The following is a 16,500-nucleotide window of genomic DNA, read 5'->3' as shown; positions in this document are numbered from 1 at the left end:
GGGTTGGATACATCTTAGCACGCTGTCCAATTTTGCCGGACCACTTCAAACCAAGTCCGCAGGCTTCAAGGAAGCCTGCGGTTGTCGTTTAAGATGCGACTGAACTTGATCGGCTAATCTCAAAATCGGATGATTGGGATGAGATGTACCAAACCAATGCAGGCTCGTCTCAGTTTCCCAGTCACAGCATTCTGCTAGGTCGCACAGTATTACGCCAAGCTAAAAGAGCGCGCCGCCCGTATCGCGCGGCTTAGCAAAGGTGCAGCAACGCAAGCGTTTGTTAGCTAATGAAATATCATCCGGCAACCGAAGTTGTGGTGCGGTCGGAGGGCACCAAAGTGCTGTTCAGCTTTGTATCAATCTGTATCGACAAACTCTATTATATCATATTTTACTAGCACTTACTGCACTAACGTGTTCACTTCTGTATCAACCCATACAACATGCGGTAGGGGGACTGGTAAGGGGGCTGTATGGCGAGAGAACTGAACAAACTGGCAGCGTTGACTGTAAAGTCCGCACCCGCTGGCAAGTATGGAGATGGCGGCAGTCTATGGCTCGTCAAGTCCGACGAAAAGAGCGGAAAGTGGGTTCTTCGGGTACATGTGCACGGACGGCGACGTGAAATGGGGCTTGGCGCTTATCCTCGCGTCTCGCTGAAAGAAGCCCGCGCCGAGGCCGAGAAGTGGCGCCGGGTTGCCATAAACGGCAACGATCCGATCAAACAGCGCGAAGCAGACCGCCGCGCCTCCCAGCGCAATCTTCACATACTGCGTGACGTAGCGTTTGATGCCTTCGAGAGCCACAAAGCCAGCCTCAAGGGCGATGGAAAGGCCGGACGATGGATGTCACCGTTGGAATTGCACGTGCTGCCCAAGCTGGGGGCAATGCCCATTGCTGAGATTGATCAGATCGACATACGCAATACGCTCCGCCCAATATAGAAGACAAAGCCCGACTGAAGTGGTCCGGCAAATTTGGACAGCGTGCTAAGATGTATCCAACACTGATGAATGGATACGAGAATGACGAAGCGACGGGACTTTTCAGACAAGTTTAAAGCTGCTGTGGCGCTTGAGGCTCTGCGTGGCGACAAGACGGTTCAGGAGATCGCAGCCAAGCGCCAGCTGCACCCTACGCAGGTGAGCACGTGGAAACGGCAGGCGATTGAGGGCATGGCAGGCGTTTTCTCAGACAAGGTCAAGAAGGCCGAGAACAAAGACGGTGAGATCAAAGAACTACATGCCAAGATTGGTCAGCTGGCGGTGGAGAACGATTTTTTGTCACAAGGGCTGAAGCGATGAGCCCGTCTAAACGTCGCGAGATGATCTGCAAAGTGAATACCAAATTGAGCCTAACACGGCAGTGCAAGCTGCTGAAGATTAGCCGGTCATCGTTGTATTACCCCCCCGTTGGTGTGAACGCTGAAACGCTAAAGCTGATGCATGAGATCGATCGGGTCTTCACGAAATATCCGTTCTTTGGCAGCCGCCAGATCGCGGCGTATCTACCCCAATCAGGGTTCTCGGCCGGACGGCATCGAATTTGCCCGCCGCGAAGTGCGCGTAGCCCTGCCTTCAATGGAGAAAGGCTATGAACTGACGCCTGAAGACACTGCCGCCATTTCGTCTGCTGCAACCCAAGCTGCCCAGTAACAACTTTCTGAAACAGGCGAAAAGGACGGGGGGAGATAGGCTCATGACATCCAAGAGCGTTCCAAAACCCTTAGTTTTTGGAACACGCAGAGACAACCCCGATTGATGGCACACAAAATCCCATTCAAAACCATAGCCGCTGTTGAAGGTTTTAGTCTTTCTCACGGTATCAGACCTTCGTACGCTTTGCAGCATTGGTCAAAGTGGGCTCTGACCAGTCAATCGCCGCGTCGAGCATAAAGGTCCGCTCAGGGCCGCGAAATTGCAAATCACATTTGTTCAAAGAGCTTTGCGGTGTAACGCAATATTATATGCTATAAATTCGCGCAAATTTATGCGCGCATGAATCAGCCTTAGCCCCTGATATCTGGTGAAAGAGGCGCTACGTTCCGCGCTTCCCTACAATGTTATAAATAAGACCCCCAGATAAAATCTGGAGGCCAACTGTGTCCTATAAGTAAGAATGCGTCACCTTCGGGCGGCCCCTTTTTTGTTTGGCTTAGGTGTTTAGCGGATCAGACTGGGATTCTCACCTAAATCGAGGCCCGGAAAAATATCCGTTTCCAGCGTTGAAGCGGGCAGGCCGAACTGACTGTGCAGAAGCCATCCCAGATATGCGCGCACATCGCGTGTAGGCATCAGATCGCGGCGCGCATAGAGCTGCGCTTCGTCTAGCCCGGGCCAGTCGCCCATGACCTTGCCACCGCGCAGCGCGCCGCCTGCCATCACCATCAGCCCGCCGGTGCCGTGGTCCGACCCGCCAGAGCCGTTGGTCCGTGCCGTGCGACCGAACTCGGTCACTGCTACAACGGTGGTTTTGTTCCAGATTGGACCGGACACGGTGCTTTGCAGAGTCAAAATGGCGTCGGCCAAACGCCCCAGCGCAGAAGGTAAGACCCGCGCCTGATTGAAGTGGGTGTCCCATCCATTGATAGAAAACGCAGCAATCCGCGTGTCATCACGCAAGCGTTTCCCGATAAATTCTGCGATGCGCATTTCAGTCGAGGATTTTCCAGCGTTTCGCATGTTATTATTGGCCATCGCCATCATCTCATTCGGCGAACCCATCATAGCAACCGCATCACCGTCGCCATCCGATATATCAAGAGCTTGCGCCAAAGCGCTGGCAAAGGGCGGATCGTCAGCCATAATCAGGCGCGCCAACTCAATCGCCTGCGGGCTAAGCGCCAGATCGGCTTCGGGGGACCAGCGCTGGGTTGTGGCGGGGCCACCTAAAACGGCAAGCGGGTCCTGACCCACGGCATAGGCGGTCTCAGAGGTGCTGTCGGGAAGATGCTGCAAGACGCGGTTCAGCCAACCATCACGTGACACGCCCTGATCAAGTGCGCTCAACCCCGCTTCAAGCAGGTCCTGCCCGTCAAAATGGCTGCGCTTGTCACGGTACGGGGTCGAGACGGCATGGGCAAAGCCAAGCTGACCATTTTTCCAAAGTGGCATCAGCGGGCGTAGGGCTGGGTGCAAGGCAAAGTATCCGTCCAGATCAATGGCGCCTTCGGGATCGTTCAGGCCTGCATCCCCGCGCAAAGCGGCGTAGGCGGGGTCTGCGTAGGGACGGACTACGTCCAGCCCGTCCATGCCGCCGCGCAACAAGATCACGACCAGCCGGTTATCTCCGGGCGCAGCCGCAAGGCTGACCGGTGTCAACAACGGGCTTGCCGCAAGAGAGCAGCCGATTATCGCTGAACGGGAAAGAAAGGCGCGACGGTTGAAGGTCTGTGTCATTGGATCACGTCCTTTGAAAAGCGGGCGAGGCCAGCACAAGGCCAACCCCGTCCCATCGGCTTTCGGCAGCTTCTGCTGCGAAGTCCACTGCTGGTGTTGATAGATCGCCAAGTGCGGTGCGCACAAAGACACGGGGGTCTGGTAGATCGGTCACCAGTGATTGTGGCGCCGAGACGGCCCATTGCAACCGCGCGGCGATCCCCTGAGGGGCGATCCATGCCGCGTCTTCTTCGGGCAGCCCGTCCGGGCCTACCGGCTTCTCCCAGACGTGGCCCATGAGGGCCAAGGGCCGAATCAAAAGCCTGCGAAGCATGCGTTCATCCAAAGCCGACAGTGCTTCGGGCGGCACTGCAAGCGCACGCAAGGCCGAGCCAACGAATTGCAGCGGCGGCTTCACGTTGGTGCGCGTAGGGTTCCATGCGGCGGGATGTTCAAGCAGAGCAGCGGTCACTGCGCCCAGATCGCCGCCGGTGTCCATATAGCGCGCAGCAAGGGCATCAACGAGCGCGGGATCAGGTGTATCGGCCACGAAATGCACCGCCAACTTCCACGCCAGATGCCGTGCAGTGGCAGGGTGGCGCGCCAGATCCCGTAGCACGGCCTGTACGTCGCGGATATGGGCCTGACCGCCGCCATAGGTCTTTTCCAGCACCGTCTCACTGCCCGGTTCTGCAAGGTCTTTGCGGAACTTGAGGCGCATAGGTTGGCCATTTGTGACACCTGTCAACAGCTCGGCCAGTTCGCGTACGTCGTCTTGGGTATAGGGCCCGTTCACGCCCAGCGTATGCAGTTCCAGCACTTCGCGTGCGAGGTTTTCGTTCAGGCCGGTAACCTTGCCCCCCTTAACAGCGCGTGCAGAGTTTGGCCCGATCGACTTTTGCTGGTCCAGATAGTGGATCATCAACGGGTGCAGAACGGTCGCCATCAACATGTCTTCGAACAGGCCGGTGATCCGGGGGCGGATCGCGTCTTCCATATAGGGGGAGCCAGCACGGCGGATCACACCAGCTTTGCCTGTTGCGGTAAAATGATCGGCCCAGAAATGGCTGAGACGCTCACGCAGGGGAGCATCGGTCCAGATCCAGCGGTTAAAATGCTGCCCCAGCCAGCCGCCCTGTGCGATACGGGCGACCTTATTCAAAACGCGCCGCTCTTTGATCGAGGCAAGTGCCTTTGGCGAGCCACGTTTCGTACGGCGTAGTTTGGCCAACCGCTGGCTTTCCGCGATACGGTTTTGGAAGATTTCGAATGTCTCTATCGGGAACCGCTGCGCGGCAGTGTCTGGACCCTGTAGGCTGGCCACCATCTGCGCCGCAGAAGCGGGGGGGGCATGGACCGGAGACAGGCCGCAGCCAAATCGTATGTCTGCCAGCTGGGAGGCAAAGAGCATTGATTGATCCTCATGAGTTCACACCCAAACATAGCACTGCTGGAGTGCAATATCATCGGGTAGTTTTACCGCCTTTTGCAAAAGAGGCGAATTACTGCCGCTGGAGTTTGAGCAATCAGGTGGCGGGCTCTTCGGGGATGGTAAGTTTCGCCGTGAAACCGCGCGCAGCCCCTTCGCACGGAGAGAAGATATCAACACTGCAACCGGATTGGTTACATAGTTCCTGCACAATCGACAGACCCAGTCCAAAGCCTTCGGAGACGGGTGTTTTACGCACATAGCGCGCGCTGATAGCGGCGAGATCGGCAGAGCTCAGTGGATAGCAATCGTTTGAAATGATGATCTGTCCGGGCGTGCCTGCATCGACAACAACGGGGACTTTGCCAGAGGCGTATTTCAGTGCGTTATCAAACAGATTGCTAAGGATAATGCCCATCGCATCGGGATCAACGCGGCTTTGCCACTGGACAGTGGGCGGGATGATCTCAAGTTTGGCTTCATCAGGTTCGCGGTCGCGCAGTTCCTTGAGCATCAGGCGGATCACAGGGGTGATATCGGCGCGAACCGTATTCACGCCCAAACCCGATTGGGCGCGCGACATCTGCAACAAACGCTCGATCAGGCGGATGAGGCGTTTGAGGCCTAGCTCGATTTCGACCGCACTGCCCGCCAGCGCGTGATCTGCCAGCCGCGCCTTGAGGCGCTGGACGTGGGCAAGGCTGATTGCCACAGGGGTGCGCAGTTCATGGGCGGCATTTGTGGCAAAGGCCCGCTCGGCGCTCAGGGCAGCGTCCAGCCGCGTCATCAAGGTGTCTAGGGTGTCAATGGCGGGCTCTATCTCGGTAAAGGCATTCTGGCGGTCGATGGGGGTCAGGTTGTGTTCGTCCTTTTGCGCAATGTTGGCGCTGAGGCGCGCAATCACACCGGCCGAGTTGCGCGCAGCGCGGTAGGCGGTGCCGGCAAAAAACAGGCTAAGCATTACAAATCCAGCGACCGTGCCAAAGATCACATCGCGGATCGCTTCGTTGCGTTCAACCATCGGGGTGGCAACGATCACGGTGGCGGGGTCTGCTGTGACAACCGCATAACGGTGGCCGTTAGCGGTGGTGAACCCGTTCTCGGGGGTGGCAGGAAGAATGGCTGACGTGGCACCCCGCGATTGCGCGATGATCTTTCCCGCGCGGTCTGTGAACCAATACTGCGTACGCTCATCTACTTCGACCAGTTGCTCCTCGAATGCCATCAAGGTGTCGATGCCCGATCTCAACTGTGGACTTCCGCTGTCTTGTGACCGCTCGAATATAGTCAGAAGAAGATTCGCTTTGCCCAGCAGGCTACTATCCTGCAGCTCGTCGTATTCTTCTTTGACAAGGTTGTGCACAATCACAACACCAATCCCCATGGCCAATATCCCCGGTAAAAGCAGGGACTTTAGCAGGGTCCGAAACAGGCTGGTCGGTTTATGCGTCATGGGTCCAGTTTGTATCCCATGCCGCGGTGCGTGACGATCAGATCCTTGCCCAGTTTCGCGCGCAGCCGACTGATGTGCGCCTCAAGCGCATTGCTTTCGACTTCCTCGCCATAAGCATAGATCGCGGCCTCAAGGCTTTCTTTCGGCACGATTTTGGATTTGCGGCGCAGCAGAACCTCCAGAATGCCCCATTCCTTTGCAGTCAGGCGGACGGGCTGGCCTGCGCGGCTCACGCTTTGATCGGTTAAGCTGATGCTTATGTCGCGCAGTTGCACTGTTTGGGACATCTGGTCGGCGCTACGGCGGCAGACAGTGTGAATGCGCGCCTTTACCTCGTCCAGATCGAAAGGCTTGATGACATAGTCGTCGGCCCCACGGTTCAGCCCGTCAATCCTGTCCGAGATTTTGTCGCGTGCGGTGAGAATGATCACGGGCGTGCGCAGGTGACGGTCCCGCAGTGCAGTCAGGAACGTCAGGCCGTCGCCGTCAGGCAGTTGCAGGTCCAACAGGACAACATCGTATTCTAGGGCGCGCAGGGCGCTATCTGCTTCGTCAAGTGTCGTGAACCATTCGACGATGTGATGGTCGGCCTCCAGATGCTCGGCCAGCGGACGGGCCAGCGCACCTTCATCCTCAATCAGCAGAATGCGCATGGTTTTCCTGCTCGGCCTTTGCCGATTTTTGCTGCGCGCGATAGGACAGCGGCAGGGACGCCAGATAGATCACGTTGACGGCGATCAGGGTGGGCCAAGGGTAGACCATCAAGCAGACCACCAGAACCACGGCGGCAACCACAGCAAACGGCAAATGCGCACGTTTTATGCTGGCGTGCTTGATAGAAACTGTCGGGATCGTGCTGACAGCCAATAGCCCGACGCCGATGATGTATATTGCGCGCAGAACCGGAAAATCGGTGTTTTCGAAGCCGTTGAGGTGCATGAATATCGGCATCAGCGCCAGACAAGCCAGTGCAGGGGCAGGGACACCGACAAAGTAATCGTCTTTCTTCAGCACCACGTTATCGCTGCGCATCGACAAGTTGAACCGCGCCAGCCGTAGCGCACAGCACACTGCTAACACCAGCGTTGCAAGCCAGCCGAGGCTGGCAAGGTCGGTGTCGATATAGAGCGTGTTATACAGCAGCATCCCCGGCACGATGCCGAAGTTGAAGAAATCCGCAAGCGTGTCCAGCTCTGCCCCAAAGGGGCTTGCCGTGTCCAGAAAACGCGCCAGTTTGCCGTCGGCTGCATCCAGAAACACAGCCAAGAGGACAAAATATAGGGCCATCTCGATGCGCCCGTCGAGGCTCATCCGCACCGAGGTCATGCCTGCGCAGATTGCAAAGACGGTGACCACGCTGGGAACGATATGGCGCAGCTTGATGCGGGATGGTGTATTCATTCGGGCAGGCCTGGACGTGACTGGTCGGGGTTCAGGATATCCGCAAGGATCGTCTCACCGGCAACGGCGGTTTGACCCACGCTCACCAGTGGCAAGACGCCAAGTGGCAGATAAATGTCCAGACGGCTGCCAAAGCGGATCAGGCCAAAGCGGTGGCCCGCACTCAACGTGTCGCCTTCTTTGACGAAACACACAATGCGTCGTGCAACCAGACCCGCGATCTGAACCACACCGATGCGCACGCCTTGTGCGGTCTCAATGGTGACGCTGTTGCGTTCGTTATGCTCGCTCGCTTTGTCGAGCGAGGCGTTGAGGAATTTGCCGTGGTGGTAGACGACGTTTGTTACTGTACCTGCCACAGGGGCGCGGTTCACGTGGCAGTTAAACACGTTCATGAACACGGAAACGCGGGTCAGTGGCGCATCACCAAGGCCAAGATCGGCGGCTGGAGTAACGTCTTCGATCAGCGACACCACACCGTCGGCGGGAGAGATCACCAACCCCTCTTGTTGCGGGATCACGCGCACCGGATCGCGGAAGAAATAATAGCACCAGACCGTGGCTCCGACGCCAAGCCAGAACAGAGGCTCCCAGATCAATCCCAGCAGCAGGGTCACCGCTGCGAAGATCGCAACAAACTTGCGGCCCTCTTTGTGCATAGGCACGGCGACGATTTTGAGCATATTCATGGCGTATCTTTCAGTCAGTTCGAGGCTAGGGCACGGAATACTACCGTTCCCAGAAAAACGCCATTGGCGCAGAGCAAACACATGGTTGCAAGCGACCCAAGGTCCTTGGCGTCGCGTGCGAACTCTTCCCACTGTGGAGCGAGATGGTCAACGATGCATTCAATCGCGGTGTTCAGCGCCTCTACTGCGATGAGGCCAAAAAACAAGACCAGCAGAATGGCGTATTCCAGCATGCCCACACCCAGAGCGGTGAACAGGATCAGGCATAGCGGCAGCGCCAGCGTGATGTGGCGAAACGCCGTTTCGTGCCACAGCCTGCGCAGCCCGCCGATAGAATATCCCGCAGCAGCAAATAGATGGGCGATGCCCGTGACCCGTTGGGGTTTGATACGCGGTGGAGTTTGAGGTGTGGTCATCTAGAAGAGACTCTCACTTGATCCTTGCAGGTCGCAAAGATGTCGAGGTTGGGATTGCGTTCCGAGGTCTTGATATCAAGCATACCCAGTAACGAATGGAACAGGTTGTCATGGCTCAGCGCCACGTCCTTTTGTGCCGCCATGCAGGAGGTGTTCAGACCAAAGCGATTCTGAAAAGCATCTGACATCCACAGGATCAAAGGTACCTTGTTTTGATACTCAGGGGCCATGAAATAGGGTGATCCATGCAGGTAGAAGCCGCCTTCGCCTAGAGATTCGCCGTGGTCAGAGACATAGAGCAGGGCCGTATCCATGCCGTCCTGATCTTGTAGGAACGCAATGGTTTGGGCCAGAATTTCATCGGTATAGGCGATGGTGTTATCATAGGCGTTGGTGATTTCTTCGGGCGTGCACTCCTTGAACTCGGCTGTGCGGCACGCGGGGGAGAATTTCTCGAACTCTTCGGGATAGCGCAGGTAATAGGTCGGGCCGTGGCTGCCGATCTGGTGCAGGACCAGCACGGTATCTTGGGTAATGGTTTGCGCGTAATCCTTGAGTTGCTGCATGAAAATGCCGTCCATACATTCGCCTGCCGCACAGAATTCAGCGTTATCGGAATGGGTGAGTGAACGGGAAGGGATGCGCCCGGCCAGTGCCTTGTCGCCGGTGTTGTTGTCCCACCATTCCACATGCAGTCCTGCATGGGTCAGCACATCAAGGACGTTTTCATTGGACACGCCGTTGGCGTAGGAATAGCCGCCGCGATCAAACTTGGAGAACATGCAGGGCAGAGAGACTGCTGTGGCCGTACCGCAGGAGGACATATTGGTGAAACTGACGACAGGCAGCTTTTCAAGCTGCGGGTTCGTGGGCACGTCGTAGCCGTTGAGGCTGAAGTTCTGTGTTCGAGCGGTCTCACCCGCCACAACAATCGTCAATAGCGGGCGTGTAGCTGTGGCGTATGAAGGCCCTTTGGCGGCGTCCTCGCCAATAGCTGCTACAGTCACATTGGTTGTCGCCAGCATCATCTTGGCATAACGGATTGCGCCCACAACAGGGGCGCCGGGTTGGAAGCTGCTCATGTAATCTTTGCGCTCCCGCAGGATGGAGGAATAGGTTTTCATATCGCTCATCAGCAACCCTGCAGCCATCGCGAGGCTCACTACAAGGCTGAGCACCGGCGATGCTACGGTACGAATTATCGTGGTGCGTTTGACCTTGATCATGGCAACCACAAGCGACGGCAGAACGCCGTAGATGACGATGTGAGAAACGAAACCGAAGGTGATCAGGTGTTTGGATTCAGTCACCGTAGTCACCATCACGTTCTGGATCATGTCGCGGTCAATGATGACGCCTAGCGTATCCATGTAATAGGATGTGACGGCGCTGGTCAGCAGCATGAAGATCGCAAATGGCTTTACCAGCCAAGGAAAACTGAAGGCGCTGAAAAACGCCAGCACCAAAAAGAATACCGCACAGCCGTATGCAAAAAAGCTGATGGCATGGCCCGAGAAAATCTCACTGCCGATGCGCCAGAAGGTGCTGTTATCCGCGACAAAGGCGAAGGTGATGGTCAGCAGCAAGATAGACAGCGGTGACAGCGGCCATGCAGCACGCAGCGCAGTCAGGCGGGTTCGAAGCGAGTCAAGAGAGGTCATGGAGGGCCTTAGTCAGTTGATTTGGAGCCATTGACCATTTCAACCTTACGCGAAACTTACGGAGTTTCCGGAGCGCTTATGGTGCGTGCAGTTGGGGCGCCAGAACGTGAGGCGAGGACCGCAATTGCCTCTAACAGTTCGCCTTGTGAGGGGATAAGATGGCGGCAGGGCGTGTTGCCCCCCCCATTTGCTATTGTATCAGGAGTGCTGGATGAAATTTCGTTTCCCGATCGTCATCATCGACGAGGACTTCCGCTCGGACAACTCATCCGGCCTAGGCATTCGCGCCGTTGCCGAAGCCATCGAGAAAGAGGGCTTTGAGGTGCTGGGGGCGACCACCTATGGTGACCTGTCTCAGTTTGCCCAGCAGCAATCTCGCGCCAGCGCTTTTGTCCTCTCGATTGACGATGAGGAGTTCACCCCCGGGCCAGACCTTGATCCTGCCGTTCTCAACCTGCGTACCTTCATTGAGGAAGTCCGCTGGAAGAACACGGACGTGCCGATCTATATTTACGGTGAGACCAAGACATCGCGGCATTTGCCCAACGACATCCTGCGTGAGCTGCACGGCTTTATTCATATGTTTGAAGACACGCCAGAGTTTGTGGCGCGTCACATCATTCGCGACGCGAGGAAATACCTCGAGGGCATTAAGCCGCCATTCTTCAAAGCGCTGCTGGATTATGCCGAAGACGGCTCATACTCATGGCACTGCCCTGGACACTCGGGCGGCGTGGCCTTTCTGAAAAGCCCGATTGGCCAGATGTATCACCAGTTTTACGGTGAAAACATGCTGCGCGCAGATGTCTGCAACTCTGTCGAGGAACTGGGCCAGTTGCTGGATCACAACGGTGCAATTGGCGCGTCAGAACGCAACGCAGCGCGGATTTTCAACGCCGATCACTGCTTTTTTGTGACCAACGGCACCAGCACGTCGAACAAGATGGTTTGGCACTATACGGTTGCACCGGGTGACGTTGTCGTAGTGGACCGGAACTGCCACAAGTCCATCCTGCATAGCATTATCATGACCGGCGCTATTCCGGTCTTTATGAAGCCCACACGCAACCATTATGGCATCATCGGTCCGATCCAGAAGTCAGAATTCAGCATCGAGGCGATCCGCGAAAAGATCCGTGCCAACCCTCTGCTGGCCCATGTGGACGCAGACACGGTCAAGCCGCGCATCATCACGCTGACCCAGTCTACCTATGACGGCGTTTTGTATAACACCGAGATGATCAAGGACATGCTCGACGGGTATATCGACAACCTGCATTTTGACGAGGCATGGCTGCCACACGCGGCTTTCCACCCGTTCTATGGCCATTTCCACGCTATGGGCCGCAAGCGCGAGCGGCCCCGTCATTCGATTACCTATGCTACTCAATCCATTCACAAACTGCTGGCTGGCATCAGCCAAGCCAGCCAAGTGCTGGTGCAGGACAGTCAGGACACTAAGCTTGACCGCCATCTGTTCAACGAAGCCTACCTGATGCACAGCTCTACCAGCCCGCAATACAGCATCATCGCCAGCTGCGATGTCGCTGCGGCGATGATGGAGCCTCCGGGCGGCACTGCATTGGTGGAAGAAAGCATTCTTGAATCGCTCGATTTCCGCCGTGCCATGCGCAAGGTGGATGCAGAATATGGCGATGACGACTGGTGGTTTCAGGTCTGGGGGCCGGACGAGCTGGGCGAAGATGGCGTGGACGCGCCGGAGAACTGGGTGCTCAAAAAGACCAACGCCGAAGGGGTGCAGCCTGCTGACGGCGAAGAGTCGTGGCATGCCTTTGGCGATATGGCACCCGGCTTTAACATGCTCGACCCGATCAAGGCGACGCTCATCACGCCCGGCCTTAACCTTGACGGACGGTTTGAAGAGAGCGGTATTCCGGCGTCTATCGTTACCAAGTATCTGGCTGAACACGGCGTTGTTGTAGAAAAAACAGGTCTTTACAGCTTCTTCATCATGTTCACCATTGGGATCACTAAAGGGCGCTGGAATTCACTGCTGACCGAATTGCAGCAGTTCAAAGATGACTATGACAAGAACCGGCGCATGTGGCGCTGCATGCCCGAATTCTGTACCAAACACCCGCGCTATGAGAAGATGGGCCTGCGCGATCTGTGCCAGCACGTGCACGCGCTTTACGCCAAATATGACGTCGCGCGCCTGTCTACGGATATGTACCTGAGCGATCACACGCCAGAGATGACGCCTAGTGCCGCGTTCTCTTGCATCGCGGCACGCACCACACAGCGCGTGCCGATTGATGACCTTGAAGGGCGGATCACCACCAGCCTTGTAACGCCGTATCCTCCGGGCATACCGCTGCTGATCCCGGGCGAGGTGTTTAATAAAAAGATCGTTGAATACCTTAAGTTCAACCGCGCTTTCGCGCGCGAATGTCCCGGGTTCGAGACTGACATCCACGGTCTTGTGCAAGAAGAAGACGAAAACGGCCAAATCCAGTACTTCGCGGATTGTGTCCCCGCAGAATGGTCGTGAAACGCACGCAGGGGCCTGTCGGGAGCCTGCGTGCGCTTGTGCTACTCAGGGGTCAAGTGTCGATCCATGCGGGCGATTTCCCTAACCGTTCTAGCAAGAAGTCCATAAAGACACGCACCTTTGGCGATAGGACGTTTGTCTTGGGGTAAACCAGCCATAATGCGCTGTTGTCTGCCATTTGGTAGTCGGGCAATACACGGACCAATGTACCGTCTCTCAACTCTTGATAGGCGCTCCAAAGGGAGTTGACCGAAATGCCGGCACCAGCAATCGTGGCGAGCTTTTGGCTGAGACCGTCATCAAGGATCAATCTTCCCTTACTTGCACTTGGATCAAACGTCACTGCTTGCCCGTCACTGCTGATCAAAGGCCGCGCTTTTTGTGCGCGAAAGCCAATCAGGCGGTGCTGGTTCAGATCAGCGGGCTCCTGAGGGGTGCCGTACTCTTGCAAATAGGCGGGGGAGGCACAAAGGATTCGCTTGTCCTCGGCCAGCCTGCGGCCTTTGAGGTTTGAATCCGCTAATACCGAATTGCGTAGCGCCAGATCAAAGCTGCCTTCGATCAGATCGAACTGAACATCAGACAGGCGCAAATCCAGTGTCACGTCAGGATGGGCGGCCAGAAAATCCGGTAAGATCGGCGCGACGTGCAACTGCGCGAACGTACTGGGCGCGGTGAAACGCAAGGTGCCGGTGGCAGTCGGCTTGCCCCGTCCCAAAGCAGCCAGCCCCGCGTCGGATTGTTGTAGAATTTCGCGCGCATAGGGCAGGAACTCTGCACCTTCTAGCGACAGCGACACCTTGCGCGTCGAACGGTGCAGCAGATCGGCCCCGACTTCGTTCTCAAGCTTTGCAAGGCGCGCGCTGGCGACCGCGGGCGCAAGACCCAGCGTGCGCCCCGCCGCGCTGATGTTGAGCTTTTCAGCAGCAAGCACAAAAAGGTGAAGAGCGTCCGTGTTCATTATATAGAGTTTCCGAATTCTGAAGCATGATTGATGCGGTTTATATGTTTGTTCTGCGGGTTATGATAGTTCCCAATAGGATTTCTGGGTCGAACCAGACAGGCAGCGGCTAGGTCACCACGAACACGCAAGGGGACACTTACATGAGCACGACAATTCTGATCACAGGGGCGACCGATGGCATCGGTCTTTTGACTGCAACTATGTTGGCGGCTCAGGGCCACAAGATGCTGTTGCACGGACGCAGTGCGGATAAGCTTGCTGCGGCTGCCAAACAGGTGGGCGGCGATGCCGAGACCTACCTTGCTGACCTCACGCGCCTTGGCGACGTCCAGCAGATGGCCGATGCGATCCTTGAAAAGCATGATACGCTGGATGTGCTGATCAACAATGCTGGAGTTCTGAAGGCGGCGCAGACAACCACGCCAGATGGCTACGACATCCGCTTTGTCGTGAATACCTTTGCGCCTTATGTCCTGACCCAACGCCTTTTGCCCATCATTCCAAAGACGGGGCGAGTGGTGAACCTGTCCTCGGCCGCACAGGCGCGGGTCGATTTGTCTGCGATGGCGGGAAAGGTCCGTCTGGATGACATGTCTGCCTATGCGCAAAGCAAGCTCGCGATAACGATCTGGACCCGTGAGGTGGCCAGAACTATGCCCGACGGGCCTGTTGTCGTTGCGGTTAATCCGGGTTCGCTGCTTGCCTCGAAAATGGTAGAGGAAGGGTTCGGCATTGCGGGCAATGATCTTTCGATTGGGGCTGATATCCTGTGCCGTGCTGCTCTGCATGAAGAATTCGCGGAAAAGTCTGGTGCATATTTCGACAATGACGCTGGTCAGTTTGCCCAACCTAATGCCGCAGCTTCTGATCCCGACCATGCCGCAGCGGTGATGCAGGGGGTCACACGGGCAATTGGGACGATTGTATAGAATACCCGAAAACTGCATCCAAATTAGGTCGGTTTATGCTGATTATAAGGTGCATTAAGTCGGGTTTATCACTAATCAATCAGGAGTATCCCCGATGAAAGCCATGATCCTTAATACCTACGGCGAGGCCTCTAAATTCGAAGCTACCGACCTTGCAGCCCCGACAGTTGTCGCCGGACAAGTTGTTGTGCGCATCGCTTCGACCAGTGTGAACACAGTCGACACCAAGATCTGTGCCGCTGGCAACGACTCGCCGCTGTCGCCGCAATTGCCCGCACTTCTGGGTATGGATTTCGCCGGCACAGTCACCGAAGTTGGTGAAGGCGTGACCGACTTTGCCGTCGGTGACGAAGTCTATGGTTGTGCCGGTGGCCTGGCCGACTTGCCGGGCGCGCTGGCCGAATTCATGTTGGTCGACGCGCGCCTGATCGCGCAAAAGCCGACGACGATATCCATGCGCGAAGCGGCCGCACTGCCGCTGGTGGCCATCACCGCCTATGAAGGGCTGATCCGCGCCGAAGTCTCTACTGGCCAGAAGGTGCTGGTGCATGGCGGCACAGGGGGTGTTGGCCATGTTGCGGTGCAATTGGCCAAGCATTTCGGTGCCGAGGTTTATTCAACCGTCAGCAACGATAAAGCAGCGGCGATTGTAACTAGTTTCGGTGCCGTGCCGGTCAAATACAAGAACGAAACAGTGGCCGACTACGTGCGCGCCCATACAGGCGGTGCAGACTTTGACGTTGTCTATGATACTGTCGGTGGCGAAAACATGATCCCTTCGTTTGAGGCTGCAGCCCTGAACGGTCAGATTGCAACGACGGTCAGCATGCTTGAGCTTGATCTGAGCATTGCGCACATGAAGGGCCTATCGATCCACGTTGTATTTATGCTGATCCCGATGCTGCACGATTTTATGCGTCAGGCGCATGGCGACATCTTGCGTGAAATTGCGACAATTGTTGATGCGGGTGCCTGGAAGCCGCTGTTGGACGAGCCTGTGTTCGGTCTTGAGCAGGTTGGTGAAGCCTATGCGCGGCTTTCGAGCGGTCAGGCAGTGGGCAAGGTTGTCGTAGACGTTTGACGCCTGCAAAAAGCAAAACCCCTGCGGGTGTTGACCAGCAGGGGTTTGAAGAAGTGATAAGAGATAGAAGGTGAGTGGGATTGGCTTGCTCACCTTTTCTACATCAGGCCGTGCGCATGCGCTTGCGATTGGCGTTCGCCCAAAGTCGGAAAGTCTCTAGCGTGATGAGCGGGGCAAAGTTCACCATAGCTGGAACAAACCCGCCCCAATCTTTGAGTGCGGCCCAATGCAGCAGGGTCAGAACGGCTGCGGCATAGACGAAACGCTGCAGTGTTTTCCAAGTCGGGCCAAGCTTGCGTACCCAAGCGTCTGTCGATGTAATCGCCAGCGGGACAAAGATCACGAAAGCAAGCCAGCCTGTCCAGATATAGAGCTTTGAAATTTCATTCACGGTTGCGGCGGCACCGCCTTTGTCCACCAGATAAAGCAGGGTGTGAAAAGCCGCGTAAGCAAAGGCCGCAACACCGATATGGCGCCGCCGCTTCATAAACCAACGCGGTCCACGCCAGCCTTTGAGCAGCATGTTCAGCGGGGTGTGAAGTGGTCCGGCAAAATTGGACAGCGTGCTAAGATGTATCCAACCCGAAC

General features: G+C 56.4%; 16 protein-coding genes. 6 read left to right on the top strand and 10 right to left on the bottom strand.

Annotation, left to right across the window (positions count from 1 at the left end):
- The first annotated feature begins 473 nt into the window (after nucleotides 1-473).
- The 3 genes from V7730_RS18835 to V7730_RS18825 all read left to right on the top strand — a co-directional run bounded on the left by V7730_RS18835 (nucleotide 474) and on the right by V7730_RS18825 (nucleotide 1,655).
- On the top strand, nucleotides 474-944 hold the full coding sequence (locus V7730_RS18835; RefSeq protein ID WP_335749124.1) for an Arm DNA-binding domain-containing protein: 471 nt from the start codon (nucleotides 474-476) through the stop codon (nucleotides 942-944).
- 81 nt (nucleotides 945-1,025) lie between these two features.
- Complete coding sequence (locus V7730_RS18830; RefSeq protein ID WP_335749123.1) at nucleotides 1,026-1,304, top strand: transposase; 279 nt, start codon at nucleotides 1,026-1,028, stop codon at nucleotides 1,302-1,304.
- A 141-nt stretch (nucleotides 1,305-1,445) separates the two neighbouring features.
- Nucleotides 1,446-1,655, top strand: a complete 210-nt coding sequence (locus V7730_RS18825; RefSeq protein WP_335749122.1) for a hypothetical protein — start codon at nucleotides 1,446-1,448, stop codon at nucleotides 1,653-1,655.
- Between the two features lie 507 nt (nucleotides 1,656-2,162).
- Here V7730_RS18825 and V7730_RS18820 read toward each other — a convergent pair.
- The 8 genes from V7730_RS18820 to V7730_RS18785 form a co-directional block, all read right to left on the bottom strand.
- Nucleotides 2,163-3,398, bottom strand: coding sequence for a DUF1501 domain-containing protein (locus V7730_RS18820; protein WP_335749121.1), 1,236 nt, complete (start codon nucleotides 3,396-3,398; stop codon nucleotides 2,163-2,165).
- A 4-nt stretch (nucleotides 3,399-3,402) separates the two neighbouring features.
- Nucleotides 3,403-4,788: a DUF1800 domain-containing protein gene (locus tag V7730_RS18815; protein WP_335749120.1), complete on the bottom strand. Its 1,386-nt coding sequence runs from the start codon at nucleotides 4,786-4,788 to the stop codon at nucleotides 3,403-3,405.
- Nucleotides 4,789-4,903: 115 nt separating this feature from the next.
- Nucleotides 4,904-6,259, bottom strand: a complete 1,356-nt coding sequence (locus tag V7730_RS18810; protein WP_335749119.1) for a sensor histidine kinase — start codon at nucleotides 6,257-6,259, stop codon at nucleotides 4,904-4,906.
- The gene (locus tag V7730_RS18805) at nucleotides 6,256-6,912 is read right to left on the bottom strand and encodes a response regulator transcription factor (protein ID WP_335749118.1); all 657 of its coding nucleotides are present in this window, start codon (nucleotides 6,910-6,912) and stop codon (nucleotides 6,256-6,258) included. The genes V7730_RS18810 and V7730_RS18805 overlap by 4 nt, the downstream gene beginning before the upstream one ends.
- Nucleotides 6,893-7,660, bottom strand: coding sequence for a CDP-alcohol phosphatidyltransferase family protein (locus V7730_RS18800; protein WP_335749117.1), 768 nt, complete (start codon nucleotides 7,658-7,660; stop codon nucleotides 6,893-6,895). The genes V7730_RS18805 and V7730_RS18800 overlap by 20 nt, the downstream gene beginning before the upstream one ends.
- Entirely contained in the window at nucleotides 7,657-8,367 is a 711-nt protein-coding gene (locus tag V7730_RS18795) for a phosphatidylserine decarboxylase (protein WP_335749126.1), read from the bottom strand. The genes V7730_RS18800 and V7730_RS18795 overlap by 4 nt, the downstream gene beginning before the upstream one ends.
- Nucleotides 8,364-8,765 (bottom strand): diacylglycerol kinase, encoded by a 402-nt coding sequence (locus V7730_RS18790; RefSeq protein WP_335749116.1) that lies wholly within the window; start codon nucleotides 8,763-8,765, stop codon nucleotides 8,364-8,366. Before V7730_RS18790 ends, V7730_RS18795 begins: the two co-directional genes overlap by 4 nt.
- Nucleotides 8,762-10,426, bottom strand: a complete 1,665-nt coding sequence (locus V7730_RS18785; RefSeq protein ID WP_335749115.1) for a phosphoethanolamine transferase — start codon at nucleotides 10,424-10,426, stop codon at nucleotides 8,762-8,764. The genes V7730_RS18790 and V7730_RS18785 overlap by 4 nt, the downstream gene beginning before the upstream one ends.
- Before the next feature lie 211 nt (nucleotides 10,427-10,637).
- Here V7730_RS18785 and V7730_RS18780 point away from each other — a divergent pair, with 211 nt between their 5' ends.
- A complete protein-coding gene (locus V7730_RS18780; RefSeq protein ID WP_335749114.1) occupies nucleotides 10,638-12,938 on the top strand; it encodes an arginine/lysine/ornithine decarboxylase in 2,301 nt (766 codons plus the stop codon).
- 52 nt (nucleotides 12,939-12,990) lie between these two features.
- Here the strand turns inward: V7730_RS18780 and V7730_RS18775 are convergent, their stop codons facing one another.
- Nucleotides 12,991-13,899: a LysR family transcriptional regulator gene (locus V7730_RS18775; protein ID WP_335749113.1), complete on the bottom strand. Its 909-nt coding sequence runs from the start codon at nucleotides 13,897-13,899 to the stop codon at nucleotides 12,991-12,993.
- A 143-nt stretch (nucleotides 13,900-14,042) separates the two neighbouring features.
- Between V7730_RS18775 and V7730_RS18770 the strand changes: the two genes are divergently transcribed.
- Together V7730_RS18770 and V7730_RS18765 are read left to right on the top strand one after the other, a co-directional pair.
- Complete coding sequence (locus tag V7730_RS18770) at nucleotides 14,043-14,831, top strand: SDR family NAD(P)-dependent oxidoreductase (RefSeq protein WP_335749112.1); 789 nt, start codon at nucleotides 14,043-14,045, stop codon at nucleotides 14,829-14,831.
- Nucleotides 14,832-14,925: 94 nt separating this feature from the next.
- A complete protein-coding gene (locus V7730_RS18765; RefSeq protein ID WP_335749111.1) occupies nucleotides 14,926-15,912 on the top strand; it encodes a zinc-dependent alcohol dehydrogenase family protein in 987 nt (328 codons plus the stop codon).
- 103 nt (nucleotides 15,913-16,015) lie between these two features.
- Here V7730_RS18765 and V7730_RS18760 read toward each other — a convergent pair whose 3' ends face one another.
- Nucleotides 16,016-16,489 (bottom strand): sulfite oxidase heme-binding subunit YedZ, encoded by a 474-nt coding sequence (locus V7730_RS18760; protein ID WP_335749125.1) that lies wholly within the window; start codon nucleotides 16,487-16,489, stop codon nucleotides 16,016-16,018.
- Between the last annotated feature and the right edge of the window lie 11 nt (nucleotides 16,490-16,500).

Source organism: Sulfitobacter sp., assembly GCF_036961165.1.
Classification (GTDB): domain Bacteria; phylum Pseudomonadota; class Alphaproteobacteria; order Rhodobacterales; family Rhodobacteraceae; genus Sulfitobacter.
This window is presented reverse-complemented; position numbering and strand designations above follow the sequence as displayed.